This window comes from Mycolicibacterium gadium, assembly GCF_010728925.1.
In the GTDB taxonomy this organism is placed as follows: Bacteria; Actinomycetota; Actinomycetes; order Mycobacteriales; family Mycobacteriaceae; genus Mycobacterium; species Mycobacterium gadium.
The window spans coordinates 1087889-1113498 of sequence record NZ_AP022608.1 but is presented as its reverse complement, the minus strand read 5'-3'; the positions used below and the strand labels follow the sequence as shown (position 1 = coordinate 1113498).

Below are 25610 nucleotides of genomic sequence, written 5' to 3'. Positions count from 1 at the left end.
CAGAGGCCGAGTCATCACCGGCGGCGAACGAGCAAGACCATCCTCACCCGAACCCGTTTAACGGAATCAATGTCACAGTGACCGAGTAGTGTCGAACACATGTTCGATATCACTGCGTTGACCTCGGTCGATCCGCTCGCGGATGAGGCTGAGTTGATCGCTGAGATCGCGGACTTTGAGCGGTTGAAGGCGGCTGCTGCGGCCGGTCAGGCCCGCGCAACTGCTGCACTGGATAAGCGTCGTCGTGGGGAGGAGGCCGCGGCGGGGGTGCCGGCGAAACAACGAGGCAGAGGCCTGTGCAGCGAAGTCGCGTTAGCGCGGCGCGATTCCCCGTCGTGCGGGAACCGGCATCTTGGCTTCGCCAAAGCTCTGGTGGGCGAAATGCCGTGCACGCTGGCCGCCTTGGAATGCGGCGCGCTATCAGAATGGCGCGCGACGCTGATTGTTCGCGAGTCCGCATGCCTCAGCATTGAGGACCGTCGGACGCTGGATGCCGAAATGTGCGCAGATATCAGCAATCTCGACGGGAAAGGCAACTCTCGCATCACCGCCGATGCCAAAGACATCGCCTGCCGGCTGAACGTCCAGGCGGTGGTGGACCGGGCAGCCAGAGCGGAGGCGGACCGCTTCGTGAGTATCCGTCCTGCGCCTGACGCCATGACGGTGGTGACCGCACTGTTGCCGGTCAAGCAGGGTGTGAGTGTCTACGCGGCACTAAAACGCGCCGCCGACACGACATTCGACGACCGGACCCGGGGCCAGGTCATGGCCGACACCCTGACGGAACGCGTCACCGGTCGATCGGCTGAGACTCCCGAGCCAGTTGCGGTCAACCTCGTGATGTCGGATCAAGCGTTGTTCGGTGATGACAACTGCGCAGCCGTGGTCGAAGGCTACGGGCCTATACCCGCCGAGATCGCTCGCAAGCTGGTCGACGATGCAGTCGGCGATGATCGGTCGAAGGCCACCTTGCGACGGCTCTACCGCCATCCCAAGTCTGGATCGCTGGTGGCGATGGAATCGCGGTCACGATGCTTCCCGAAGGGATTGGCGAAATTCATCGCGTTGCGAGATCGAACCTGTCGAACGCCGTATTGCGATGCCCCGATTCGGCATCGGGATCACGCCGTGCCCAAGAGTCGCGGGGGACCAACTCATGCACTCAATGGCCTGGGCATGTGCGCACACTGCAACTACGTCAAGGAGTCACCCGGCTGGGAGGTGAACACCTGTGAGGCAGACGGAGTCCATACGGCCGAATTCGTGACGCCCACCGGTGCGCACTACCGCTCGACGGCGCCACCACTGCCAGGATCTCGATTGGTCACCGTGAGCGAAGTCGAAGTCAGAATCGGCATCGAGCTCGCTGATCTACACGCCGCGTAAGTGATACCGCCGCTCGGGTCTGCCTGCGCCATACTGCAATCGCAACTCCAGTACCTCCGTGCTCAGATAATGCTCGAGATAGCGCCGCGCGCTAACTCGCGAAATCCCGACCAGATCCGCGCACTCGGCCGCAGAGACCTCGCCGGCGCTGCGGACCGCGTCCAGCACCAGCCGGCCCGTCTCGGCGCCCAGGCCCTTCGGCAGGGCCTGTGTCGTCCCTCCGGGCCGACCAAACAAGGAGTCGACCAGCGACTGGTCGATCCCACCGGCGGACTCCAGGGTGTCCGCCCGTGCCGCGAACGCCTCCAACTTCGCCCTGAATTGCGGAAACTCGAACGGCTTGATCAGGAAATCGGCGGCCCCACCGTCCAAGGCACCTTTGACGGTGTCCAACTCCCGCGCCGCGGTGATCATGATGACGCCGACCAGGTTTCGATCCGACCGCAATCGCTGCAGCACCTCCAGGCCCGTCATATCCGGCAGATACACGTCCAGTAGCACCAGGTCGGGCTGCAAGTCGTTTACCGCGGTCAGCGCTTCCGTCCCCGTTCGCGTTACCCCGGTCGCCCGAAAGCCATCTACCTGTTCGACAAATCGCCGATGGATCTCGGCCACCATGAAGTCGTCGTCGACGATCAGCACGTCACGCATGGGCGGCCTTCTCGGCAACGACGCTCGCCGGCAGCCTCACTACGAAAAGTGCGCCACCCACCGGGTCGTCGGTCACCTGCACCGTTCCGCCGTGCTGCGACGTCACGATCCGCACCAGTGCCAGCCCGATACCCCGCCCGCCGGGGACCTCAGACTTGGAGGTCACGCCCCGCGCAAAGATCGACTCCCGAAGATGCTCGGGCACACCCGGCCCCGAGTCCGCGACAGAGATCGTCAACCCCGCACGGTCACCGATGCTGACCGTGACCCGAGCCGAGTTCGACCCCACCGACACATCGACCGCATTGTCGATGAGATTGCCCAGCAATGTGATCACGTCGGTCGCCAGCGCGGGCGGCAACGCCGCCAGATGCGACTCCGGGCCGATCTCGAGCGACACCCCGCTCTCGGCCGCCAGCGTCGTCTTCGCGATCAACAAAGCCGCCACGGCGGGATCGGAAATACGTTGCGTCACTGCATCGCTGATTTCTGCGCGCCGTCGTGTCAAAGTGCCCACCAGATCACGCACCGAATCGTATTCACCCAGCTGGACCAAGCCAGAGATGGTGTGCAGCTGGTTCGCGAATTCGTGCGTCTGAGCGCGCAACGTGTCCGTCACGCTTTTGTGCGACGACAGCTGCCCCTGCAGAGCCGCGAGCTCGGTACTGTCACGCATCGTCGTGACCGTGCCGATTTGCTGACCCTGGCTCGTCGCCGCCCTCCGGTTCAACGCCAGCACCCTTGTCCGCGTGACGATCACAGTATCGCCTGCGGACTGGCCGTCCTCACCCGACAGCAAGAAGTCGACGACGGCGGGATCCAGCCCCACGCTGTCCACCGGACGCCCCACCGCATCGTCGGTCACCCCCAGCAGATCCTGCGCGCTGTCGTTGAGCAGCGTGATGTCGCCCTCGTTGTTCACCGCGACGACGCCCTCGCGAATGCTGTGCAACAACGCTTCCCGATGATCCGCAAGCCCGGCGATCTCAGCAATCTCCAACCCACGGGTGTGCCGTTTGATCCGCCTCGACAGCAGCCACGATGCGAGCAGGCCCAGCGCTGCGCCCAAGCCGAGATAGAACAGCACGCGCTCCCCGGACGCGCCCATCAACTCCCACACCGACGGATAACGCTCGCTGACCGACGCCACCGACACCACGTCGCCGGTGTCGGCGAGGATGGGCACCTCGCCCACGAGGCTGTGCACCCCGTCGATCGTCAGATCGCCGAACCAGGCCCGCCCTTCGTCCGCCCTCGTCGGCCCCAGGTCGACCTGCGTGCCGATGCGCGACGGATCCGACGACACCCGCACCGTGCCACCCGGGTCGATGATCTCTGCGAGCCCCGCACCCGACAGCGCCACCGCACGGTCTACCTCCGGCGCCAGCATCGTGGCGGCTCCAGGGTCGGCATACCTGTCGCGCACGATCGGCGTGGACGCCATGTTCTCGGCGACAGCGATCATCCGAGCGCCACGCACCTCTCGGAACTCCCGCGTCGACTGCGCCAACGACACCGCCGCCACCGCGATCAGCACGATGGCGACGACCAGCAATTGAAAGACCAGGAACTGGCCCGCCAGGCTGCGGAAGCCTCGCGTCGGTGAGCGGAGAAGTTTCACAACGACCAAAACGTCCTTTGCGTCCATATCAGTGACTCAGGTCACTGTTGGGGTCCAGTATTGCTGAGCATCACAAGAGACTGGGGAACGACGTGAAGACCAAGCACACCCGGCCGATGATCGTCATCGTCCTGATCGCCGCACTTTTGGTGACAGCCTGCGGCGTCACCCGCGACAGCGGCGAACTCGGCCTGCACCGGCTGCGCATGATGGTGCCCAACAGCCCCGGCGGCGGCTACGACCTGACCGCGCGGACCGCGGTGAAGATCATGCAGGACGACGACATCACCGGTCGGGTCGAAGTCTTCAATGTGCTCGGCGCCGGTGGCACCGTGGCGATGGCCCGGCTGATGAACGAAAAGGGCAACGACGACCTCATGATGACGATGGGCCTGGGTGTCGTCGGCGCCACGTACACCAATGGATCGAAGATCAAGGCGTCCGATGCGACCGCGCTCGCGAAGTTGATCGAGGATCCCGGAGCGATTTTCGTTCCCGCCGATTCACCCTTCAAAACCGTGCAGGACTTCGTCGCAGCCTGGAAAGCCGATCCCGCCAAAGTCACGATCGGCGGCGGTTCGTCGCCGGGTGGACCGGACCATCTGTTCCCCATGGAACTCGCGAAAACGGTCGGCATCGACCCGAAATCGGTGAACTTCGTCACCTATGACGGCGGCGGCGATCTGCTGACCGCACTGCTCGGCAAGAAGATCACGGTCGGTTCGTCGAGTCCCGGCGAGCTCATCGATCAGATCGACGCCGGCCAATTGCGCGTGCTCGCCGTGTCCAGCGATGAGCGGGTCGAAGGCATCGACGCCCCGACCCTCAAGGAGTCGGGCATCGACATGACCTTCGCCAACTGGCGCGGAGTCCTTGCGCCGCCGGGCATTTCCGACGACGCCAGGAGATCGATGATCAAGGCGCTCGAAGACCTCCACGCCACCCAGGGGTGGAAAGACGCGCTGGTGAAGAACGGCTGGACCGACGCGTTCATGACAGGCGAAGCGTTCGAAGAGTTTCTCGTAGAACAAGACAACCGGGTCTCCACGACCCTGACCGAGCTGGGGCTGCTATGACGACGACCGACGATGCAGTGACCGCATCGCCCGAGAAACGAACAGACAAAGCGCAGTACCTCGTCTGTGCCGTGCTCGTCGCGGTCGGCGCATTCGTGATCTACGACGCGCTCACCCTCGAGGCGGGCTTTGCGAAGGTCGACCCTGTAGGCCCGAAGATGTTCCCCGTCGTCATCGGCGTCGTATTGATCGCTCTGGCAATCGTGTTGGCCATCGCGATCCCGCGCGGGTCGGTGGGGGAGGCGGACGCCGGTGAGGACGTCGACCCTGACGCTCCGGCTGACTGGCGTACCGTGGGCCTGCTCGTCGGTATCTTCGTCGCCACGATCCTGCTCGTGACGCCGCTGGGCTGGGCGATCACCGGCGCTCTGCTGTTCGCGGGGACCGCGACAGTCCTGGGCAGTAAGCATTACGTCCGCAACATCGTCATCGGCGCGGTGCTCTCAGTCGGCAGTTTCTACGCGTTCTATTCCGGGCTTGGAATCCCTTTGCCCGCAGGCATTCTGGATGGAATCCTCTGACATGGACAATCTTGACTGGCTGATCCAGGGGTTCGAGCAGGCCGCGACCCCGATGAATCTGCTGTACGCCGTCATCGGTGTGCTGCTGGGCACCGCGGTCGGCGTCCTGCCCGGCATCGGGCCGGCGATGACCGTCGCGCTGCTGTTGCCCATCACCTACAACGTCAGCCCGAGTGCGGCCTTCATCATGTTCGCAGGCATCTTCTACGGCGGAATGTACGGCGGTTCCACGACCTCGATCTTGTTGAACACACCGGGGGAGTCCTCATCGGTCATCACGGCGATCGAGGGCAACAAGATGGCGAAGGCTGGGCGTGCCGCCCAAGCGTTGGCCACCGCCGCCATCGGATCATTCGTGGCCGGCACGATCGGCACCGCACTACTGGCTGCCTTCGCGCCGCCGATCTCCCGTTTCGCGGTGACTCTTGGCGCTCCGTCGTATCTGGCGATAATGCTGTTCGCTCTCGTCGCCGTCACCGCGGTGCTGGGATCCTCTAAGCTGCGCGGCGCCATCTCGCTGTTCCTCGGCTTGGCGATCGGCGTGGTCGGCATCGACTTCCTCACCGGGCAGCCGCGTGCCACATTCGGCATCCCGCTGCTGTCCGACGGCATCGACATCGTGATCATCGCGGTCGCCATCTTCGCGGTCGGCGAAGCTCTATGGGTCGCAGCACATCTGCGTCGCCGGCCCGCGGACGTCATCCCCGTCGGCAGGCCCTGGATGGGCAAGAGCGACTGGCAGCGGTCCTGGAAACCGTGGTTGCGCGGCACCGCCTACGGCTTCCCGTTCGGCGCGCTGCCCGCCGGTGGCGCGGAACTGCCGACATTCCTGTCCTACATCACGGAGAAAAGACTCTCGAAGCACAAAGAGGAGTTCGGCAAGGGCGCCATCGAGGGTGTCGCGGGCCCAGAGGCTGCCAACAATGCCTCGGCCGCAGGCACTCTCGTGCCGATGCTGTCGCTCGGTCTGCCCACCAACGCCACCGCTGCGGTCATTCTGACGGCGTTCGTCTCGTACGGAATCCAGCCCGGCCCCACGTTGTTCGAGAAGGAGCCGCTGCTGATCTGGACGCTGATCGCCAGTCTCTTCATCGGCAACCTGCTCCTGCTGCTACTCAACCTTCCGTTGGCGCCGCTGTGGGCCAAGCTCTTACGCACACCGCGGCCCTACCTCTACGCCGGCATCCTGTTCTTCGCCTGCCTCGGTGCACTCGCGGTGAACGTACAGCCGCTGGATCTCGCGCTGCTGTTGGTGTTCGGACTCCTCGGCCTGATGATGCGCAGGTTCGGGCTACCGGTGCTCCCGCTCATCATCGGCGTCATCCTCGGCCCGCGCATCGAACGTCAACTCCGGCAGAGCCTGCAGCTCGGCGGCGGCGACTGGACCAGCCTGTTCACCGAGCCCGTCGCGATCGTCGTGTACGTGCTGATGGTGATCCTGCTGCTCATGCCACTGATACTCAAACTTTTGCACCGTAGCGAGGAAACCCTGCTCATCGTCGAGGACGACAAGGACCAACGCGAGAAGGCGGCCCAGTCATGATCGTCGTCGGATACAGCGCGGACGCGTTCGGCCGTGCCGCGCTCGAACACGGAATCGCCGAGGCGAAACTCCGCGGCACCACGCTGCTGGTCATCAATTCGACATCGGGGGAGGCTTACTCCGACCCTCGATTCGCGCAGTCCGACGAAGTGCACGACGTCGAGCGGCACCTCAGCGAGTGCGGGGTCCAATTCGAGCTCACCCAGCCCGTCGGGGTGGACACCGCCGAGGAACTGCTTACAGCCATGCGCCGCGATGACGCCGAACTGCTGGTCATCGGCATCCGGCACCGCAGTCCGGTAGGAAAGCTACTACTGGGCAGCGTGTCGCAGCACGTGCTGCTCGAATGCCCGAAACCGGTGCTGGCGGTCAAACCGGAGGGACTGTGATCTGCACCGCACTTGTTGCGGGTTTATTTCCATCTGAAGTCAGTCATGAGTCTCACTACTGACATTGCTCGCTGTGAGCCGATGAGGACAACTTTCCCGCGGCGTAACAGCGACCGACAAGACCCGTAACAGGCGATTCATACGGTCAGGGCGACCGAAGTTCATGAGCGATACCTATCGCTGACCTTCACGTTCTGACAGGAGTTTTGATGACTGTTACGGGTACCGAACCCAGCACAGTTGCCGCGCCGCCACGCCCTTCGCGGCCGCATTTAATCGACGACTGGCGGCCCGAGGACCCGGCTTTCTGGAACACGACCGGCAAGCCGATCGCGCGTCGCAATCTGATCTTTTCGATCTTCGCCGAACACATCGGCTTCTCCGTGTGGCTGTTGTGGAGCATCGTGGTGGTCCAGATGACAGCCGGGGGCGACGGCAGCCCTGCCGCGTCCGGATTCGCCCTCACTGCAACCGAAGCCTTGTGGCTTGTCGCCGTGCCCAGCGGTGTCGGCGCCTTTCTACGGCTTCCGTACACCTTCGCGGTCCCCGTGTTCGGAGGTCGCAACTGGACAGTGGTATCCGCTCTGCTCCTGGTGATCCCATGTCTGGGACTCGCGTGGGCGGTGTCGAACCCTGACATCTCGTTCGCAATCCTGCTGTTGATAGCCGCCACCGCCGGCTTCGGCGGCGGAAACTTCGCATCATCGATGGCGAACATCTCTTTCTTCTACCCCGAGAAGGAGAAAGGCTGGGCACTGGGACTTAACGCCGCGGGCGGAAACATCGGGGTCGCGGTGGTGCAGAAGGTTATTCCGATGGTGATCATCGTCGGAGGTGGAGTCGCGCTTTCGTACGCCGGTCTCTTCTACGTGCCCTTCGCCGTGGCCGCCGCCGTCTGCGCATATCTGTTCATGGACAATCTTTCCGAAGCAAAGGCAGATGTCCGACCCGTTTGGCAGTCGCTGCGTCACACCGACACATGGGTGATGTCGTTTCTGTACGTCGGCACGTTCGGATCGTTCATCGGCTATTCCGCGGCATTTCCGACATTGCTGAAGACGGTGTTCGACCGCGGTGACATCGCCTTGGCGTGGGCCTTCCTCGGTGCTGGAATCGGCTCGGTCGCCAGGCCTTTCGGAGGCTGGCTTTCCGACCGAGTGGGAGGCGCTCGGATCACTGCGGTCGCCTTCATGGCATTGGCTGTCGGCGCTGCCGCAGGGTTGTGGTCGGTACAGGCGAAGAACATGCCGATGTTCTTCGTCAGTTTCATGCTTCTCTTCATCGCCACCGGCGTAGGCAACGGCTCTACATACCGGATGATCTCGAAGATCTTCCGGGTGAAAGGCGAGGACGCCGGCGGCGCTCCCGAGACGATGGTTCAGATGCGCCGGCAGGCCGCAGGTGCGTTGGGAATCATTTCTTCGGTCGGCGCATTCGGAGGATTTGTCGTTCCGCTGGCCTACGCATGGTCGAAGTCACAGTTCGGCACCATCGAGCCGGCCCTCCAGTTTTACGTCGCGGTCTTTGTCGTGATGCTCCTGGTCACTTGGTACTTCTATCTTCGGAAGAGCACCCGGATGGCGCAGGCAGGGGTGTAGATGGGTGACGGTCGGCGTTGAGCCCATGACGACCCGGACGGCGTGCTCCTATTGCGGAGTCGGCTGCGGTATCGAAGTCCACACCACGACGGACTCCGATACCGGCCGGCCCGTGATAGCGCGGGTCTCTGGAGACAAGCTGCACCCCACCAACTTCGGCCGGCTCTGCACCAAGGGGTCGACGCATGCCGAGATGATGGCCGCGACCGACGGCCGGCTGACCTCGGCGCTGCTGCGGCCCGCTCGAGGCGAGGAGGCAGTCCCCGTACCGGTCGACGACGCGGTCGCCGAGGCGGGACAGCGGCTGCGCGGCATCGTCGACGAGCACGGACCCGACGCGGTCGCGCTCTACGTATCGGGCCAGATGTCGATCGAAGCGCAGTATCTGGCCACCAAACTGGCCAAGGGCTTTCTGCGCACCGTGCACATCGAGTCGAACTCGCGGCTGTGCATGGCAAGTGCGGGAACCGGTTACAAGCAGTCGCTCGGCGCCGACGGCCCACCGGGGTCGTACACCGACTTCGACTGTGCCGATCTGTTCTTCGTCACCGGCTCCAACATGGCCGACTGCCACCCGATCCTGTACCTGCGGATGGTGGATCGGCTGAAGTCCGGCGCCAAGCTGATCGTCGTCGACCCGCGGCGCACCGCCACGGCCGAACGCGCCGACCTCTTCCTGCAAATCAGACCCGGCACCGACCTCGCACTGCTCAACGGTCTGCTGAACCTGCTCGTCGAAAACGACGACGTCGACGCCGATTTCATCGCCGACCACACCGAGGGCTGGGACACCATGCCCGCCTTCCTTGCCGACTACACACCCGAGGTGGTCGCCCAGATCACCGGCCTCGCCGAAGACGACATCCGCACCGCCGCGAAGATGATCGGCGAGGCAGGTGAATGGATGAGCTGCTGGACGATGGGGCTCAACCAGAGCACCCACGGCACGTGGAACACCAACGCGATCTGCAACCTGCACCTGGCCACCGGCGCGATCTGCCGACCCGGTAGCGGCCCGATGTCGCTGACGGGGCAGCCCAATGCGATGGGTGGCCGCGAAATGGGTTACATGGGGCCCGGTTTGCCCGGCCAGCGTTCTGTCCTCTCGGCTGCCGACCGGGCCTTCGTCGAGCGGCAATGGGGACTGGAGCCGGGTACCATCCGGACCGACGTCGGACCCGGCACTATCGACATGTTCGGCCAGCTCGCCGACGGCAGCATCAAGGCGTGCTGGATCGTCTGCACCAATCCCGTTGCCACTGTGGCTAATCGCGCGACGGTGATCGCCGGGCTGGAAGCCGCTGACCTCGTCATCACGCAGGACACCTATCGCGAGACCGCCACCAACCGATACGCCGACATCGTGCTGCCCGCCTCGTTGTGGGCCGAGTCCGACGCCGTGATGGTGAACTCCGAGCGCAACTTCACATTATTGGCGCAGTCACTGCCGCCGCGCGGGGAGGCACGGCCGGATTGGCAGTTGATTTGCCAGGTCGCAACGCATCTGGGATTCGGCGAGTATTTTGCCTACGAGTCCAGCGAGCAGATCTTCGAGGAGATCCGCCACTTCTCGAATCCGAAGACCGGCTATGACCTTCGCGGTGTGAGCTATGCGCGACTGCGCGAGACGTCGTTGCAATGGCCGTGCCCACCCGGTGACGACAACGACCGCCACCCGATCCGCTACCTCAACGACGGCATCAGCCAGGACTACTTCGTCGACGAGAACGGCCACGCACCACAGTTGGCCTTTCCGACGCCGTCGCGACGTGCGGTCTTTCACGCCCGACCGCACATGAATCCGCGCGAGTTGCCGGACGACGACTTCCCGATGGTGCTCAATACCGGCCGCCTGCAGCATCAGTGGCACACCATGACCAAGACCGGCAAGGTCGACACCCTCAACAAACTGAACAGCGGACCGTTCGTGGAGATCCACCCAGCGGATGCGGTTGCGCTTGACATCGTCGGCGATCAACCCGTCGAACTCAGCACGCGGCGCGGTCGCGCCGTCCTCCCCGCAATCGTCACCGATCGAGTACGTCAGGGCACGTGTTTCGTGCCGTTCCACTGGAACGATGAGCACGGTGAATATCTGACGGTCAACGCACTCACCAACGACGCCGTCGACCCCGACTCGCTGCAGCCCGAATTCAAGGCCTGCGCCGTCAGCCTGCGACCGTTCGCCGCCCCGCTGCGCAAGACCAAGCCGTTGACGCCTCCGGAACTGACCGAGGGACCGCTCGTGCTATGGGCGTCGCAGACCGGCACCGCCGAGGAGTTTGCGGGCAAGGTGGCCGCCGCCATCGGCGCGACGAACCTGGTCAACATGAACGACATTGCCCTCGCCGACCTCGCCACGCGCGACGTTCTCATGATCACCAGCACTTTCGGCGACGGCGGACCGCCCGACAACGGTGCCGAGTTCTGGACCCGGCTCAACTCCCCGGACGCTCCCACGCTGACGGGCGTGCGCTACGCGGTTCTCGGCCTCGGTGACCGCGCGTACGACAACTTCTGCGGCTACGCCAAGGCCGTCGACACACGGTTGGTCGCGCTGGGTGCCGCACGGTTGCTCGAACGTGTCGAATGCGAGGCTTACGACGACGAACCGATGAGCCGATGGGTGGATCAGGTCGCCGCCCTGCTGGGACGCTCGGTGTCCTCGACGCACGCCACCGTCGCCGAACCGTTCACCCGCGCGAATCCGATCGTCGCTCCGTTGTGCAGGAACATTTTGCTGAGCTCACCGTCGGCGCTAAAAGAGGTGCGCCAGTTCGGCTTTGACATCTCCGGGTTCGATGTCAGCTACGCGGCGGGTGACTCACTCGGCGTGTACCCGACGAACGATCCGGCCTCCGTCGATGACTGGCTGGCCGCCACCGGTATGCACGGCGAGCACACCGTCGTCGTCGACGGCGCCGAGCAGTCGATGCGCGAGGCGCTGACATCACGTTACGACTTCTGCCGCGTGACACCGGACCTGCTGCGGTTCATCACGGAGAACTGTCGCGACGCGAAGGCGCTACGCGCCCGCAAGGACAAGCTCGACAAGTGGCTCGTCGGCCGCAACGGACTCGATCTCGTACAGGAATTCGTCGTGCACGCCGACCCTGACCAGTGGCTCGAGGTGCTCGTGCGGTTGACCCCGCGCAACTACTCGATATCCTCGAGCCCATTGGTGAGCCCGCACGAGGTGCAGCTGACGGTCTCGGTGGTGCGTTACCGGGGCGCCGACGGCGGCCGGCGTGGGGGAGTGTGCTCGACCTTCCTCGCCGACCGTGCGACGACGGCTCCGGTGTTCCTGCAACGATCCCCGCACTTCCGGCCACCGGAAGACAGTGGAACACCAATGATCATGGTGGGTCCGGGAACGGGTATCGCGCCGTTTCGCGGGTTCCTGCAGGAACGTCGCGCGCTCGGCCACGCAGGCCGCAACTGGCTGTTCTTCGGCGATCAACATCGCAGCGAAAACTTCTATTACCGAGACGATTTGGAGGACATGGCCCGCGACGGCTTCCTCAGCCGCCTCGATGTCGCGTTCAGCCGGGACCAGGCCAAGAGGGTCTATGTCCAGCACAAGATGCTCGATCGCGGCGCCGATGTGTGGCGCTGGCTCGACGACGGCGGACACTTCTACGTGTGCGGCGACGCGTCCCGGATGGCCAGCGACGTCGATGCGGCGTTGACGACGATCATCGAAAGACACGGCGGCATGTCGCGCGAGCGGGCCCACGACTACAAACGCGAACTCGTGGCCGCGAAACGATACGTGCGGGACGTGTACTAGAGATCCGGCTCCATCGCGGCCGCGACTTCGGCCGCGTCGTAACGACTTTCAGCGAGCAAACCGGCCACCACACCACGACGGTCGGCCTCTGAGCGGTTCTGGCTCAGCTTCACCTTGCCCTCGACGCGGGTGACGGCGATCTCGAGCCCCACGATTCCGCCGAGTTGGCCGTCGATGTAGTGCTCGGGTGCGTCGCTGACGTGCCACGGCTCCCTACGCACGTTCTCGTGCACACCGGTCAATCGGGTGACGACGTCGCGCAGCCACTCCCTGTCCTCGTGCACCCGCACCCTCCCCGACAGGTGGACGGCGCTGTAGTTCCACGTTGGGACCACCCGGCCGTGCTCGGCCTTGGAGGCGTACCAGGACGGGCTGACGTAGGCCTGCGCCCCCGTAGCAATCAGCAGCGCCGGGCTGCCGGAAGCGATGGACTTCCACTGCGGGTTGGCCTTCGCCATGTGCGCCAACACGACGTCGCCCTCCCACATGATCGGCAGCAGGGTGGCGACAGGAACCCCGTCAGGATCGACCGTGACGAACTCGGCCGATCTCGCCGCCGCTACGAAGCGCCGAATCTCGCCGTCGTCATCGATCCGGTTGAAAGACGGGATATACATCTTGTGTCCGAGGGGGGACTTGAACCCCCACGCCCGTTAATAGGGCACTAGCACCTCAAGCTAGCGCGTCTGCCATTCCGCCACTCGGACCAGTTCGAAGGCAGCTTAGGTTATCGGATCACCCAGGCCGGACCCAAACCAAGGGAGACACGACCTTAGGGCGGGGCGCAGCCCGTGGGGAAAGCCGAGTGGTACGAATGGTGACTGTGAGCCCTCCGTCTGCAGCCGAAGCCGAGGTCGTTGATCTCGTCAGCGCGCTCATCCGCTTCGACACGTCGAACACCGGCGAGCCCGAAACCACCAAAGGCGAGGCCGAATGCGCCGCCTGGGTGGCCGCACAACTGCAGGAAGTCGGCTACGAGACCGAAACGATCGAGGCCGGTGCGCCCGGACGCGCCAACGTGTTCGCGCGTCTGGAAGGGGCTGATCGCCGGCGCGGCGCCCTGATGCTGCACGGGCACCTCGACGTGGTGCCCGCCGAAGCCGCCGACTGGAGCGTCCATCCGTTCTCGGGCGCGGTCGAGGACGGCTACGTCTGGGGTCGCGGTGCGGTCGACATGAAAGACATGGTCGGGATGATGATCGCGGTCGCCCGCCACTTCAAAGGCTCGGGCACCGTCCCCCCACGTGACCTCGTCTTCGCCTTCGTCTCCGACGAGGAGGCGGGCGGCAACTACGGCTGCAAATGGCTGGTCGACAACCGTCCCGACCTCTTCGAGGGCATCACCGAGGCGATCGGCGAGGTCGGCGGTTTCTCCCTGACGATCCCGCGCCGTGACGGCGGTGAGCGGACGTTGTATCTGATCGAGACCGCCGAGAAGGCGATGCTGTGGATGCGGCTGACGGCGCGCGGGCGTGCCGGCCACGGGTCGATGATTCACGACAACAACGCCGTCACCGCGGTCGCCGAAGCAGTCGCAAGGCTCGGCAGGCACCAGTTTCCGGTGGTCCTCACCGAGTCGGTGGAGCAGTTCCTGACCGCCGTCGCCGACGAGACCGGCTACACGTTCGACGTCGACTCACCCGATCTCGAGGGCGCCATCGCCAAACTCGGGCCGATCGCCCGCATCGTCGGCGCGACGCTGCGCGACACCGCCAACCCGACGATGCTCAAGGCGGGATACAAGGCCAACGTCATCCCGGCCACGGCCGAGGCGGTGGTCGACTGCCGCGTACTGCCCGGTCGACTGGCCGCCTTCGAACGCGAGGTCGACGAGATCATCGGCCCCGACGTCGCCCGCGAATGGATCACCAACCTGCCGTCCTACGAGACCGGCTTCGACGGGGAGCTGCTCGACGCGATGAACGCCGCGATCCTGTCCGCGGATCCCGACGCCCGCACAGTTCCGTACATGCTGTCCGGCGGTACCGACGCGAAACACTTTGCGCGCCTAGGTATTCGCTGCTTCGGCTTCGCTCCGCTCAAACTGCCGCCGGACCTCGACTTCGCCGCGCTGTTCCACGGCGTGGACGAACGGGTACCCGTTGACGCATTGACGTTCGGCACCCGGGTTCTCGAACATTTCCTGCTGAACTGCTGAACTGCTGAAACCGTACGACTGACCACTCGAAAGGATCGAAAATGGCGTTCGACTACAACCCCTACGACTTCCTGCCGCAGCTTCCAACATTCAAGGTGACGTCGCAGTCGTTCGAAGACGGCCAGCCGTGGTCCAACGACCAGGTCAGCGGCATCATGGGGGCCGGCGGATCCGACATCTCACCGCAGCTGTCATGGTCCGGCTTCCCCGAGGAGACCCGCAGCTTCGCGGTCACCGTCTATGACCCAGATGCGCCGACGGCGTCGGGATTCTGGCATTGGGCCGTCGCGAACCTACCCGCGACCGTGACCGATCTGCCCGCCGGTGCCGGCGATGGAAGCAGTTTGCCCGGTGATGCGCTCACGTTGGCCAACGACGCCGGCGCGAAGCGGTTCATCGGCGCCGCCCCGCCCGCCGGCCACGGTCACCACCGCTACATCGTCGCCGTACACGCCGTCGGTGTGGAGAAGCTCGACCTTCCAGCGGAGGCCACCCCGGCTTATCTGGGCTTCAACCTGTTCGGGAACGCGATCGCGCGCGCCATCATCACCGGGACCTACGAGCAGAACTAGTTCTCGCGAACGGCCGAGCCCACCGCATCCGCCAACGACGCGAAACCTCCGTCGTGCAGGCGGTCAGCCAGGCCGTCGTGAATGCGCTTGGCCCACAACCCGCCGCCGTAGATGAAGCCGGTGTAGCCCTGCAGCAGTGATGCGCCCGAAACGATACGGTCCCAGGCATCCTCTGCGGTTTCGATGCCGCCGACGCTGATGAGCACCAGCCGGCCGCCCACACGCCGGTACAGCCGCCGCAGCACCTCCGCGGACCGCTGCGCGAGGGGTGCTCCGGAGATACCGCCCGAACCCAGCTCGTCGACCCCCGGCGTCTTCAGTCCCGCTCGTGACACCGTGGTGTTGGTGGCGACGATACCGGCCAATCCCAATTCGACTGCAAGATCAGCGATCTCGTCGATCTCCTCGTCGGTCAGATCGGGCGAGATCTTCACCAGCACGGGAGTCGTCGTCTCCGCCTGGACCGCCGCGAGAATGGGCCGCAGCGATTCGACCGCCTGCAGATTGCGCAGACCCGGCGTGTTCGGCGAGCTGACGTTCACCACCATGAACGACGCCAACGGCCCGAGCAGGCGGGCACTTTCGGCGTAGTCCTCGACCGCCGACTCGGCCGGGGTGGTCTTGGTCTTGCCGATGTTGACGCCGATCGGCACCTCGGGGCTTTGGCGTGCGAGCTGAATGGCCAACTCACCGGCCCCGTGGTTGTTGAATCCCATCCGGTTGAGCAGGGCCCGGTCCTCGGGCAGCCGGAACATCCGCGGCTGCGGGTTGCCCGGCTGCGCCACCGCGGTCACGGTGCCGACTTCGGCGTAACCGAAACCCAGTGCGCCCCAGGTCTTCAACCCCAGGCCATCCTTGTCGAATCCGGCGGCCAGGCCAAGCGGGGCCGGGAACGTCACCCCGAACACCGTGCTCGCCAATACCGGGTCGCGGGGCGCCAGCCATCGCGCCAGCGGACGGCGCGTCACCGCCGAGGCGGTGACGGCCCGCAACAGCGCGAAGATCCAAGTGTGAATGCGTTCGGGCGCAACCAGAAACATCATCCGCTGCAGCGCGCGGTACATCATGAGCTCACAGCGCAGGCTGCTCCGGGACAACGGTTTCTCGGGCCGCAGACTTCTTGCGACGCAGCAGCACCCGCCGCGACCCATCGGTGTACAGCCGCACGCGGGTCAGCTCCCATCCGCGGTATTCCGCCTCGATCGACAACCGGGTCGAGGCGTTGATCCGCGTCAGATCGGGCGGCAGCCGCAACGGAATCCATTCGTAATCGTCGGACAGATCGTTGTCCCAGCCCTCGGGCATCCGACCGCGCTGCATCGTCGTCACGAGCCCACCGCAGCACCCGGGATCAACTGCACGCCCGCCCCTGAGCCCGACACCACGTAGAGGGTGCCGGAGGATTCATCGAATACCAAGGAGTTCGGCTGTTGCACGGTTCGATAGCGCACCTTCTCGACGGGGATGCCGGTTGACAAATCGTAGCCAACCACGGAGTTCGATGCAGTTTGCGACACCCAGGCCAGCGTCGGAGTTCCGGCCAGACCATACGGCGAGTCCCGCACCGGATATGCCTGGCGAAGGATCAGCGGATCGACGCCGTACACCAGCAGCTGGCCGCCGCGAGTGTCGGCCACCAAGACCCTGCCCGCGTCGTCCGCCGCCATCGTGGTCGCGCCCTCGCCGGCGCGCAGTGCGTGTTCGCCCTTGGCGCCGTCTTCTGACAGTGCGGTCACGGAGGTCTGCCCACGGTCCAGCACCACGGCGGTGTTTCCTTGTGTGACAAGATCATCCACTCGGGCGAAGATCTTCAGCTGCGCGCCGACAGCAGTGTCGGAGCTCAACGTGAAGACGGTGCCGTCGGCGCTGCCGAGCACCAACCTGCCGTCCTCGCGGCGCGCTATCGCGGTGAAGTCGGTGTCCTGCTGCCCCTCGACATCGACCAGCGTCGCGGTGTCCTCGACGAGGTCGACCCGGAAATAGCCTCCGCGCGTCGACGCGTACAGCAGACCTTCGTCGTCTCCGGTCATCGCGGTGGCGTTTCCCGGTAGGGGTATCACGCGGGAGCCGTCGACCTCGCCGAGGACTGTGACCACAGACTCCTCGGCGGATTTTGGGCTGAGCACGGCCAACGACGCGGTTTTCGCGTCGAATATCGCGGCGATCGCATGGTCGGGCAGCGGTTCCACCGAACCGTCCGGTTTTCCCGTCGCCGCCGGCGAAACCGCGGCCTGAGCAGGGGTGATCGTCGGTGGCGGCGCATCGACAGGGGTCGATGTGCACGCCGAAACGCCGCCGATTGCCAATGCGATGGCCAAAAAGCGAAAAACCGGACGTCTGCTGTTTACGCGAATCGGCAAGGGGTAACTCTCGGACGTGCGAATTGGATCTTGTCTCGACCTGCAGTCTAGGCAGACCCCGAACCGAGATATCGCGTGCAGCTTCTCGCGCCCGCCTGTCTCAGCGGCATGAGTCGAGTTATGGTCGATGTCATGACCCTTGCCGCAGACCGTGAACTGGGAAGCCAAGAGTTTGCTATAGAAGACATTTCCACTGGTGTACACGCTAGTGGATTTGGCCAAGTTGGCGATGGCCGGAGCTTCTCATTTCACATCGAACGCCAGTCACTGATGATTGAGGTGTACCGCCCACGGCTGACCGGGCCGGTTCCGCAAAGCGAGGACATTGTCGCGGTCGGCACCCGCAAGCTGATCGACATCGACCTCTCCGACAGGCGGAGCCTGGCCGCGGCGGTACGTGACGCGGTCGCCGACGCGCACCCGGTGCGACCCATCCGCTGACGCAGCATCCCGGTACGGTCGTCGTCGTGACGGACGTGGCGGCGATGGCGTGGGTCCAGGTGATCGTTCTCGCGATCCTGCAGGGTCTGACGGAGTTCCTGCCGGTGTCGTCGTCCGGACACCTGGCGATCGCGTCGCGGGTCTTCTTCACCGACGACGCCGGCGCTTCTTTCACCGCGGTCACCCAGCTCGGCACCGAGGTGGCGGTGCTCATCTACTTCGCGCGTGACATCGCCCGCATCATCAAGGCCTGGTTCAACGGCCTGTTCGTGACCGCCCACCGCACCGCCGACTACTGGCTGGGCTGGTGGGTCATCATCGGAACGATCCCGATCAGCGTGCTCGGTCTATTGTTCAAAGATCAAATCCGAACGGGCGCACGCAATCTGTGGTTGATCGCGATTGCGTTGATCGTGTTCTCGGCGGTCATCGCCGCGGCCGAGTACTACGGCCGCCAAGCAAGACGAGTCGAACAGCTCACGTGGAAGGACAGCATCATCGTCGGTCTCGCGCAATGCCTTGCGTTGATACCGGGTGTGTCGAGATCCGGCGCGACGATCAGCGCCGGCCTGTTCCTCGGCATGGACCGTGAGCTAGCCGCGCGTTTCGGCTTCCTGCTCGCCATCCCAGCGGTGTTCGCATCGGGCCTGTATTCGCTGCCCGATGCGTTTCATCCGGTCGGCGAGGGAATGAGTGCCACCGGTCCGCAGCTGTTGGTCGCAACGCTGATCGCGTTGGCCGTCGGCTATGCCGCCGTCGCCTGGTTCCTGCGCTTCCTGATCCGACACAGCATGTACTGGTTCGTCGGATACCGCGTGCTGCTCGGCACCGTGGTGCTGATCCTGCTCGGCACCGGGGTGGTGTCGGCGGTATGACGGTCATCCTGCTGCGTCACGGCCGGTCGACGTCGAACACCGCCCACACACTCGCAGGCCGCAGCGAGGGTGTCGACCTGGACGACAAGGGCCAGGAACAGGCTCAGGGGCTGATTGCCCGCATCGGCACTCTGCCGGTCCGCGCGATCGTGCGATCACCGCTGCTGCGGTGCGAACGCACTGTCGCGCCGCTGGCTGCCGCGCTCGGCCTCGATCCCGTCGTCGACGAGCGCATCTCCGAGGTCGACTACGGCGCGTGGACCGGGCGCAAGATCGGCGAACTGGTCAAGGAGCCGCTGTGGGCGGTTGTGCAGCAGCAGCCCAGCGCGGCGGTGTTCCCAGACGGGGAAGGGCTCGCCGCGGTCCAGGCGCGCGCTGTGGGCGCGGTGCGTGAGCACGACCGTCGGCTGGCCGAACAGCACGACGGTGACGTGTTGTGGATCGCCTGTACGCACGGCGACGTGATCAAGGCCGTCGTCGCCGATGCGCTCGGAACGCATCTCGACAGCTTCCAGCGGATCACCGCGGACCCCGCCTCGATGAGTGTGATCCGTTACACGGCGATGCGGCCGTTCGTCATCCACGTCAACCACACCGGTGAGCAACTGACCGCCGGCCTACTGGCAAAACCGCCGAAGGATGCGTCCGCGGACGCGTCCGAGGACAGGGGCGTGCCACCCGAAGACGCGGTCGTGGGTGGCTCGACCGACTGACCGGTGAACCCCCGGGATTGCGGCTGACGCGGCCGTTACCGGTATTTTGGAGATGCCATGGCCCGCGCTATTCACGTCTTCCGAACACCCGACCGCTTCGTGGCCGGGACCGTCGGGCAACCGGGAAACCGGACCTTCTACCTGCAGGCCGTTCATGACAAGCGGGTGGTGTCGGTGATCTTGGAGAAGCAGCAGGTTGCGGTGCTCGCCGAACGTATCGCCGCATTGCTGCTCGAGATCAACCGGCGATTCGGCACGCCGGTGCCGCCCGAAACCGGCGAGGTGGACGACCTGAGTCCGCTGATCACGCCGGTGGACGCCGAGTTCCGGGTCGGAACCATGGGGCTCGGCTGGGACTCCGAGGCGCAGACCGTCGTCGTCGAACTGCTCGCGGTGTCCGAGACCGAGTTCGACGCGTCCGTGGTGCTCGACGACGCGGAAGACGGCCCCGACGCGGTGCGGGTCTTTCTGACGCCGGAATCCGCGCGTCAGTTCGCGACGCGCTCCAACCGGGTCATCTCGGCGGGCCGTCCGCCATGTCCGCTGTGCGACGAACCGCTCGATCCCGAGGGCCACATCTGCGTACGCACCAACGGCTATCTGCGTGGCGCCATCACCGGTTCCGACGATGACGCCGTCGAATAGCGGATCGGACTGCGCTCGTGAAGCCAACGAGGTGCTGCGGCGCGGTGAGCTGACCGTCATCGGACGGATCCGCTCCGCAAGCAACGCCACCTTCCTGTGCGAGGCGCATCTCGGTGAGCGGCAAGCGCATTGCGTCTACAAGCCGGTCAAGGGCGAGGCGCCCCTGTGGGACTTCCCCGACGGGACGCTGGCCGGGCGTGAACTGAGTGCGTACCTCGTGTCGGACGCGCTGGGGTGGAACATCGTGCCGTACACCATGATTCGGGATGGCCCCGCCGGCCCCGGCATGTTGCAGCTTTGGGTCGACCAGCCAGGCGAGAGCCTAGGAGAGGTCGGTGATGAACCCGAAGCGGGACCGGACCTCGTCGACCTGTTGCCCGCCGGGCAGATTCCGCCGGGTTTTCTGCCGATCCTGCAGGCCTACGACTACGCAGGCGACGAGGTGACGCTGGTGCACGCCGACGATGTCCGGCTACGCCGGATGGCCGTCTTCGACGTGCTGATCAACAACGCCGACCGCAAGGGCGGCCACATCCTGTCCGGAGTCGACGGGCATGTGTACGGCGTCGACCACGGCGTCAGCCTGCATGTCGAGGACAAGCTCAGAACGGTGCTGTGGGGCTGGGCGGGCAAGCCGGTGGACGAGGAGAGCCTGGAAGCCGTCGCCGCCCTGCGCGACCAGCTGGCCAACGGCTTGGCGGACACGCTCTGTGCGCACATAACCGAGCGTGAGATCGCCGCCCTGAAGGCGAGAACCGTTGCACTGATTGATGATCCGGTGATGCCCACCCCGGACCGACGCCGCCCGATACCGTGGCCGGCGTTCTAGGCGATACTGACTCGATGACTCTCACCGATGCGGCGCTGGCCGCCGATGTGGCACGCGAGGCCGGTGAGATGCTCCTCGGCGTGCGCGAGGAGATCGGCTTTTACGATCCCTACGAACTCGGCGACGAGGGCGACAGGCGCGCCAACACCCTGATCCTCAACCGGCTGCGGGCCGAGCGTCCCGACGACGCGGTGCTGTCCGAAGAGGCGGCCGACGACATTTCCCGTGTGCACGCCGATCGCGTCTGGATCGTCGACCCCGTCGACGGCACCCACGAGTTCTCGGTGCCCGGCCGAACCGACTGGGCGGTGCACATCGCACTGTGGCAACGCAACGACGGTCCGAACGGCGGCGGCATCACCGACGCCGCGGTGGCCCTGCCGGCCCGCGGCGAGGTGTACCGAACCGACACGGTTGTCCCTCCGCAGCCCCGTGCCGAAGGACCGATCCTCATCACGGCCAGCGCCAACCGTCCACCACCGGTGCTGTGGTGGCTACGGGACCGGCTCGACATCAGGCTGGTGCGCATCGGGTCGGCGGGCGCCAAGGCCATGGCCGTGGTCCGCGGCGACGTCGACGCATACCTGCACGCCGGCGGTCAGTGGGAGTGGGATTCGGCGGCCCCCGCCGGTGTGGTGGCGGCGGCCGGCATGCACGCGACCCGCCTCGACGGCTCGCCGCTGATCTACAACCGGGCCGACCCGTACCTGCCTGACCTGCTGATGTGCCGGGCCGAGCTGGCCGATGTGCTGCTCGAAGGCATCCTGTCGGCCTACCGGAACCGCTGAGGCAGGAATGAATCGGCCGCACGCGGTGTCCAATTCCCTGATGCCTAAAGTCGACGCTATGAAATCGTGGCCCGCGCCGACCGTCCCGGCCCTTGACGGCCGCGGTCCGCAGCTACGCCTCTACGACAGCGCCGACCGACAGGTGCGCCCCGTCACCGCCGGCGAGGTCGCCACCATGTACGTCTGCGGCATCACCCCGTACGACGCCACTCACCTGGGCCACGCCGCCACATATCTGACTTTCGACCTCGTCCACCGGGTGTGGCTGGATTCGGGTCATCAGGTGCACTACGTGCAGAACATCACCGACATCGATGACCCGCTGTTCGAGCGGGCCGACCGCGACGGCATCGGCTGGCGCGAGCTGGCCGACCGCGAGACCGAGCTGTTCCGCGAGGACATGGCGGCCCTGCGAGTACTACCGCCACACGACTATGTGGCCGCCACGGAAGCGATCGCCGAGGTCATCGAAGTGGTCGAGAAGCTGTTGGCCGCGGGCACGGCCTACGTCGCCGATGACGCCGAGCACCCCGACGTCTACTTCCGCGCCGACGCCACGCCGCAGTTCGGCTACGAGTCGGGATACGACCGCGACACCATGATGCGGTTGTTCGCCGAACGCGGCGGCGACCCGGATCGCGCGGGGAAGGGCGATGCGCTGGACGCACTGCTGTGGCGGGCGCAGCGGCCCGGCGAGCCGAGCTGGCCGTCGCCGTTCGGAGCCGGGCGGCCAGGCTGGCACGTTGAATGCGCCGCGATCGCGCTCAGCCGCATCGGCACCGACCTGGACATCCAGGGTGGCGGCTCCGATCTGATCTTCCCTCACCACGAATTCTCCGCCGCGCACGCCGAATCCGTCACGGGGGAGCGGCGTTTCGCCCGTCACTACGTGCACGCGGGCATGATCGGGTGGGATGGGCACAAGATGAGCAAGAGCCGGGGCAACCTGGTGCTGGTGTCCGAGTTGCGCGCAGACGGTGTCGATCCGGGGGCGATCCGGCTTGGGCTGTTCGCGGGTCACTACCGCACCGATCGCTTCTGGAGCCCTGCGGTGCTCGACGAGGCGAATGACCGGTTACAGCGTTGGCGACGCGGGGTGGCCCAGCCGGCGGGACCCGACGCCGCCGACGTGGTGGCCCGGGTCCGGCGCTATCTGGCTGACGATCTCGACACCCCGAAAGCGCTTGCCGCACTTGACGGCTGGACGACCGATGCGCTCACCTACGGCGGCCACGACCCGGAAGCGCCGCAGATCGTGGCCGGTGCCGTCGACACGTTGCTCGGTATCAAGCTGTAGGCCTGCCGTGGGCGGACCGCGCGCAGAGTACGTTGGACCGACATGAGTTCAGTCAGCGGAAAAGTCGTCCTCATCACCGGTGGCGCCAACGGCATCGGCGCGGAAGTGGCCCGGCGCCTGCACGCGAAAGGCGCCAAGCTGGTACTGACCGATCTGGACGGAGGTCTCCTCGAAGACGTGGCGGCCCGGTTGGGCGGCGATCGGGTGATGACGGTCGTCGCCGACGTCCGCGACCTGGCAGCCATGCAAGCCGCTGTCGACCAAGCGGTCGAGCGGTTCGGCGGTATCGACATCGTCATGGCCAACGCCGGCATCGCGACCACCGGATCCATCCTCGCCGTCGATCCGGTTGCGTTCAAAACGCTGATCGATGTGAACGTCAACGGGGTGTTCCACACCGTGCGCGCGGCGTTGCCGTCGGTGATAGAGCGCCAGGGCTACGTGCTGATCGTGTCGTCGGCGGCCGCCTACGCCGCGGCCGCGGGCATGGTGCCGTACGACACCGCGAAGGCCGGTGTGGAGCACTTCGCAAACTCGCTGCGTCTCGAGCTCGCGCATCGTGGCGTGGCCGTCGGGTCGGCGCACATGCTGTGGATCGACACGCCGATGGTCCGCGAGGGTAAGGCCGACTCGGCGGCGTTTCGGGAAATGCTGCGCAGGCTCCCCGGGCCGTTGGGCAAGACGACATCGGTCGAAAAATGCGGTGAGATCTTCGTGGCCGGTATCGAAGCCCGTAAACGTCAGATCAACTGCCCACGTTTCGTGGGTCTGCTGCGCTGGTTGAAACCGCTGCTGTCGTCCCGGCTCGGCGAATCGTTCACAGGCAAGGACGTGCCCCAGTTGCTGCCGAGGATGGACGCCGAAGTCGCGGCACTCGGCCGAAGTGTCAGCGTCCGCACCGAGGAGTTGGAGAACAAGTAGTGCATCGGATCATCGCGATCGTCGTCACATCGCTGGTACTGCTCGCGGGTTGCAGCACCCAAACGGGCGAGGAGGACGCGGTGTCGACGCCACCGCCCCCGGTTCCAGCCGCCGTGACTCCGGAAGAGACCCGCGCCATCGCCAAAGAGGCCTACATCTACGGCTTCCCGATGGTCGACAACTACCGGGTCATGTACTCGTATTTCGTCAACAAAGAAGATCCTGAGTACAAGGGCGGTTGGAACGAAGTCCTCAGCACCGCACAGGTTTACACACCGGAGGACAAAGCGGTCCAGACGCCGAATTCCGACACGCCGTATTCCGCCGTCGGCGCGGATCTGCGTGCAGAGCCGCTTGTGCTGACCGTTCCGCCGATCGAGCAGGACCGCTATTACTCGTTGCAGTTCGTGGACCTCTACACCTACAACATGGCCTACGTGGGAAGTCGTACAACCGGCAATGGAGGCGGTAAATACCTTCTGGCGGGGCCAAATTGGCAGGGCGAGAAGCCAGCGGGCATCAACGAGGTCATCAGGTCCGACACCGATCTCGCGATGGTGCTCTACCGTACCCAGCTGCTCGGTCCCTCCGATATCGACCAGGTCAAGAAGATCCAGGCCGGTTACCAGGCAACGCCGCTATCGGTGTATCTGAACCAGCCGGCGCCGCCGCCCGCCCCGCCGATCGACTTCGTGCCACCGCTGACTCGCGATCAGCAGAAAACCTCGCCCCAATTCTTCGAGATCCTGAGTTTCGCGCTGCGGTTCGCGCCCACGCTGCCGTCCGAGAAGGATCTGCGCGCCCGATTCGCCACCATCGGAGTCGGACCCGACGGCAGTTTCGACGCCGACGAGCTGAGCCCGCCGATACGCGCCGCCATCGAGGGCGGGATGACCGACGCATGGACGGAGTTCGACGCGTTCAAGAAGGAGAAGGTCGACACCGGCGAGGTGGGTTCGGCCCAATTCTTCGGCACGGCAGAGGATCTCAAGGACAACTACTTGTACCGCATGGCCGGAGCCGTCTTTGGCATCTACGGCAATACCGCCGCGGAGGCGCTGTATCCGGGCATCGTCAACGACAGCACGGGTGCACCGCTGACAGGCGCCGACAAATACGTCGTGAAGTTCCCCGCCGGTCAGCTGCCGCCGGTGAACGCATTCTGGTCACTGACCATGTACGAGCTTCCGCAGAGTCTGCTGGTCGCGAATCCGATGCAGCGCTATCTGATCAACTCGCCGATGCTGCCCAGCCTCCTACGAGATCCCGACGGCGGCTACACGATCTATGTCCAGAACGCATCGCCTGGCATCGAGAAGGAGGCCAACTGGCTGCCCGCGCCAAAGGGTCCATTCCAGATGGTGCTGCGGCTGTACTGGCCCAAGCCCGATGCGCTGAACGGAACCTGGAAACCGCCACAAGCGGTGAAGACCTGA

At 65.2% G+C, this 25610-nt stretch carries 24 protein-coding genes and 1 tRNA gene; 18 read left to right on the top strand and 7 right to left on the bottom strand.

Annotated features, from left to right (window positions below; genetic code table 11):
- The first annotated feature begins 99 nt into the window (after positions 1 to 99).
- Positions 100 to 1386, top strand: coding sequence for an HNH endonuclease (locus tag G6N36_RS05395; protein WP_163685554.1), 1287 nt, complete (start codon positions 100 to 102; stop codon positions 1384 to 1386).
- On the opposite strand, the gene G6N36_RS05390 is transcribed toward G6N36_RS05395, so the two are convergent.
- Positions 1372 to 2037 carry a response regulator gene (locus G6N36_RS05390; RefSeq protein ID WP_163685553.1) on the bottom strand — a complete coding sequence of 222 codons (666 nt, stop codon included), beginning with the start codon at positions 2035 to 2037 and terminating at the stop codon, positions 1372 to 1374. The two genes, G6N36_RS05395 and G6N36_RS05390, sit on opposite strands and share 15 nt — an antisense overlap.
- On the bottom strand, positions 2030 to 3685 hold the full coding sequence (locus G6N36_RS05385; RefSeq protein WP_163685552.1) for a sensor histidine kinase: 1656 nt from the start codon (positions 3683 to 3685) through the stop codon (positions 2030 to 2032). Before G6N36_RS05385 ends, G6N36_RS05390 begins: the two co-directional genes overlap by 8 nt.
- A gap of 89 nt (positions 3686 to 3774) precedes the next feature.
- Here G6N36_RS05385 and G6N36_RS05380 point away from each other — a divergent pair, with 89 nt between their 5' ends.
- From G6N36_RS05380 to G6N36_RS05355, 6 genes are all read left to right on the top strand, one after another.
- Positions 3775 to 4734, top strand: a complete 960-nt coding sequence (locus tag G6N36_RS05380) for a Bug family tripartite tricarboxylate transporter substrate binding protein (protein ID WP_163690461.1) — start codon at positions 3775 to 3777, stop codon at positions 4732 to 4734.
- Positions 4731 to 5255 carry a tripartite tricarboxylate transporter TctB family protein gene (locus G6N36_RS05375; protein ID WP_163685551.1) on the top strand — a complete coding sequence of 175 codons (525 nt, stop codon included), beginning with the start codon at positions 4731 to 4733 and terminating at the stop codon, positions 5253 to 5255. The genes G6N36_RS05380 and G6N36_RS05375 overlap by 4 nt, the downstream gene beginning before the upstream one ends.
- A 1-nt stretch (position 5256) precedes the next feature.
- Positions 5257 to 6798 carry a tripartite tricarboxylate transporter permease gene (locus tag G6N36_RS05370; protein ID WP_163690459.1) on the top strand — a complete coding sequence of 514 codons (1542 nt, stop codon included), beginning with the start codon at positions 5257 to 5259 and terminating at the stop codon, positions 6796 to 6798.
- Positions 6795 to 7187, top strand: a complete 393-nt coding sequence (locus G6N36_RS05365; protein WP_163685550.1) for a universal stress protein — start codon at positions 6795 to 6797, stop codon at positions 7185 to 7187. Before G6N36_RS05370 ends, G6N36_RS05365 begins: the two co-directional genes overlap by 4 nt.
- A 209-nt stretch (positions 7188 to 7396) precedes the next feature.
- Positions 7397 to 8785 carry a NarK family nitrate/nitrite MFS transporter gene (locus G6N36_RS05360; protein WP_163685549.1) on the top strand — a complete coding sequence of 463 codons (1389 nt, stop codon included), beginning with the start codon at positions 7397 to 7399 and terminating at the stop codon, positions 8783 to 8785.
- A gap of 25 nt (positions 8786 to 8810) precedes the next feature.
- Positions 8811 to 12575 (top strand): bifunctional nitrate reductase/sulfite reductase flavoprotein subunit alpha, encoded by a 3765-nt coding sequence (locus G6N36_RS05355; RefSeq protein ID WP_163685548.1) that lies wholly within the window; start codon positions 8811 to 8813, stop codon positions 12573 to 12575.
- On the opposite strand, the gene G6N36_RS05350 is transcribed toward G6N36_RS05355, so the two are convergent.
- Both G6N36_RS05350 and G6N36_RS05345 read right to left on the bottom strand, forming a co-directional pair.
- Positions 12572 to 13192 (bottom strand): FMN-binding negative transcriptional regulator, encoded by a 621-nt coding sequence (locus G6N36_RS05350; RefSeq protein ID WP_163685547.1) that lies wholly within the window; start codon positions 13190 to 13192, stop codon positions 12572 to 12574. The two genes, G6N36_RS05355 and G6N36_RS05350, sit on opposite strands and share 4 nt — an antisense overlap.
- A 4-nt stretch (positions 13193 to 13196) precedes the next feature.
- Positions 13197 to 13282, bottom strand: a tRNA-Leu gene (locus tag G6N36_RS05345).
- A 107-nt stretch (positions 13283 to 13389) separates the two neighbouring features.
- Between G6N36_RS05345 and G6N36_RS05340 the strand changes: the two genes are divergently transcribed.
- Both G6N36_RS05340 and G6N36_RS05335 read left to right on the top strand, forming a co-directional pair.
- Positions 13390 to 14733, top strand: a complete 1344-nt coding sequence (locus G6N36_RS05340; protein WP_163685546.1) for a M20/M25/M40 family metallo-hydrolase — start codon at positions 13390 to 13392, stop codon at positions 14731 to 14733.
- A 41-nt stretch (positions 14734 to 14774) separates the two neighbouring features.
- Positions 14775 to 15305: a YbhB/YbcL family Raf kinase inhibitor-like protein gene (locus G6N36_RS05335; RefSeq protein ID WP_163685545.1), complete on the top strand. Its 531-nt coding sequence runs from the start codon at positions 14775 to 14777 to the stop codon at positions 15303 to 15305.
- Here the strand turns inward: G6N36_RS05335 and G6N36_RS05330 are convergent.
- Genes G6N36_RS05330 through G6N36_RS05320 form a run of 3 tightly spaced genes read right to left on the bottom strand, consistent with a single transcriptional unit; the run spans position 15302 to position 17665 of the window.
- Positions 15302 to 16369: a quinone-dependent dihydroorotate dehydrogenase gene (locus G6N36_RS05330; protein WP_179964901.1), complete on the bottom strand. Its 1068-nt coding sequence runs from the start codon at positions 16367 to 16369 to the stop codon at positions 15302 to 15304. The genes G6N36_RS05335 and G6N36_RS05330 overlap by 4 nt on opposite strands.
- A 7-nt stretch (positions 16370 to 16376) precedes the next feature.
- Positions 16377 to 16625, bottom strand: coding sequence for a DUF5703 family protein (locus tag G6N36_RS05325; protein WP_179964902.1), 249 nt, complete (start codon positions 16623 to 16625; stop codon positions 16377 to 16379).
- Positions 16626 to 16630: 5 nt separating this feature from the next.
- On the bottom strand, positions 16631 to 17665 hold the full coding sequence (locus G6N36_RS05320; RefSeq protein WP_163685542.1) for a YncE family protein: 1035 nt from the start codon (positions 17663 to 17665) through the stop codon (positions 16631 to 16633).
- A gap of 132 nt (positions 17666 to 17797) precedes the next feature.
- Here G6N36_RS05320 and G6N36_RS05315 point away from each other — a divergent pair, with 132 nt between their 5' ends.
- Genes G6N36_RS05315 through G6N36_RS05275 form a run of 9 tightly spaced genes read left to right on the top strand, consistent with a single transcriptional unit; the run spans position 17798 to position 25610 of the window.
- On the top strand, positions 17798 to 18106 hold the full coding sequence (locus G6N36_RS05315) for a hypothetical protein (protein ID WP_179964724.1): 309 nt from the start codon (positions 17798 to 17800) through the stop codon (positions 18104 to 18106).
- 44 nt (positions 18107 to 18150) lie between these two features.
- Positions 18151 to 18981, top strand: a complete 831-nt coding sequence (locus G6N36_RS05310; RefSeq protein WP_163690456.1) for an undecaprenyl-diphosphate phosphatase — start codon at positions 18151 to 18153, stop codon at positions 18979 to 18981.
- On the top strand, positions 18978 to 19694 hold the full coding sequence (locus G6N36_RS05305; protein ID WP_163685541.1) for a histidine phosphatase family protein: 717 nt from the start codon (positions 18978 to 18980) through the stop codon (positions 19692 to 19694). The genes G6N36_RS05310 and G6N36_RS05305 overlap by 4 nt, the downstream gene beginning before the upstream one ends.
- A 57-nt stretch (positions 19695 to 19751) precedes the next feature.
- Positions 19752 to 20339 carry an Rv2134c family protein gene (locus tag G6N36_RS05300; RefSeq protein WP_083123296.1) on the top strand — a complete coding sequence of 196 codons (588 nt, stop codon included), beginning with the start codon at positions 19752 to 19754 and terminating at the stop codon, positions 20337 to 20339.
- A complete protein-coding gene (locus G6N36_RS05295; RefSeq protein WP_179964723.1) occupies positions 20323 to 21168 on the top strand; it encodes an Rv2133c family protein in 846 nt (281 codons plus the stop codon). The genes G6N36_RS05300 and G6N36_RS05295 overlap by 17 nt, the downstream gene beginning before the upstream one ends.
- Positions 21169 to 21182: 14 nt before the next feature.
- Positions 21183 to 21956 (top strand): 3'(2'),5'-bisphosphate nucleotidase CysQ, encoded by a 774-nt coding sequence (locus G6N36_RS05290; RefSeq protein WP_163685540.1) that lies wholly within the window; start codon positions 21183 to 21185, stop codon positions 21954 to 21956.
- Between the two features lie 58 nt (positions 21957 to 22014).
- Positions 22015 to 23253 carry a cysteine--1-D-myo-inosityl 2-amino-2-deoxy-alpha-D-glucopyranoside ligase gene (gene mshC, locus G6N36_RS05285; RefSeq protein WP_163685539.1) on the top strand — a complete coding sequence of 413 codons (1239 nt, stop codon included), beginning with the start codon at positions 22015 to 22017 and terminating at the stop codon, positions 23251 to 23253.
- A 42-nt stretch (positions 23254 to 23295) separates the two neighbouring features.
- Entirely contained in the window at positions 23296 to 24174 is an 879-nt protein-coding gene (locus G6N36_RS05280; protein ID WP_163685538.1) for an SDR family oxidoreductase, read from the top strand.
- A complete protein-coding gene (locus tag G6N36_RS05275) occupies positions 24174 to 25610 on the top strand; it encodes a DUF1254 domain-containing protein (RefSeq protein WP_163685537.1) in 1437 nt (478 codons plus the stop codon). Before G6N36_RS05280 ends, G6N36_RS05275 begins: the two co-directional genes overlap by 1 nt.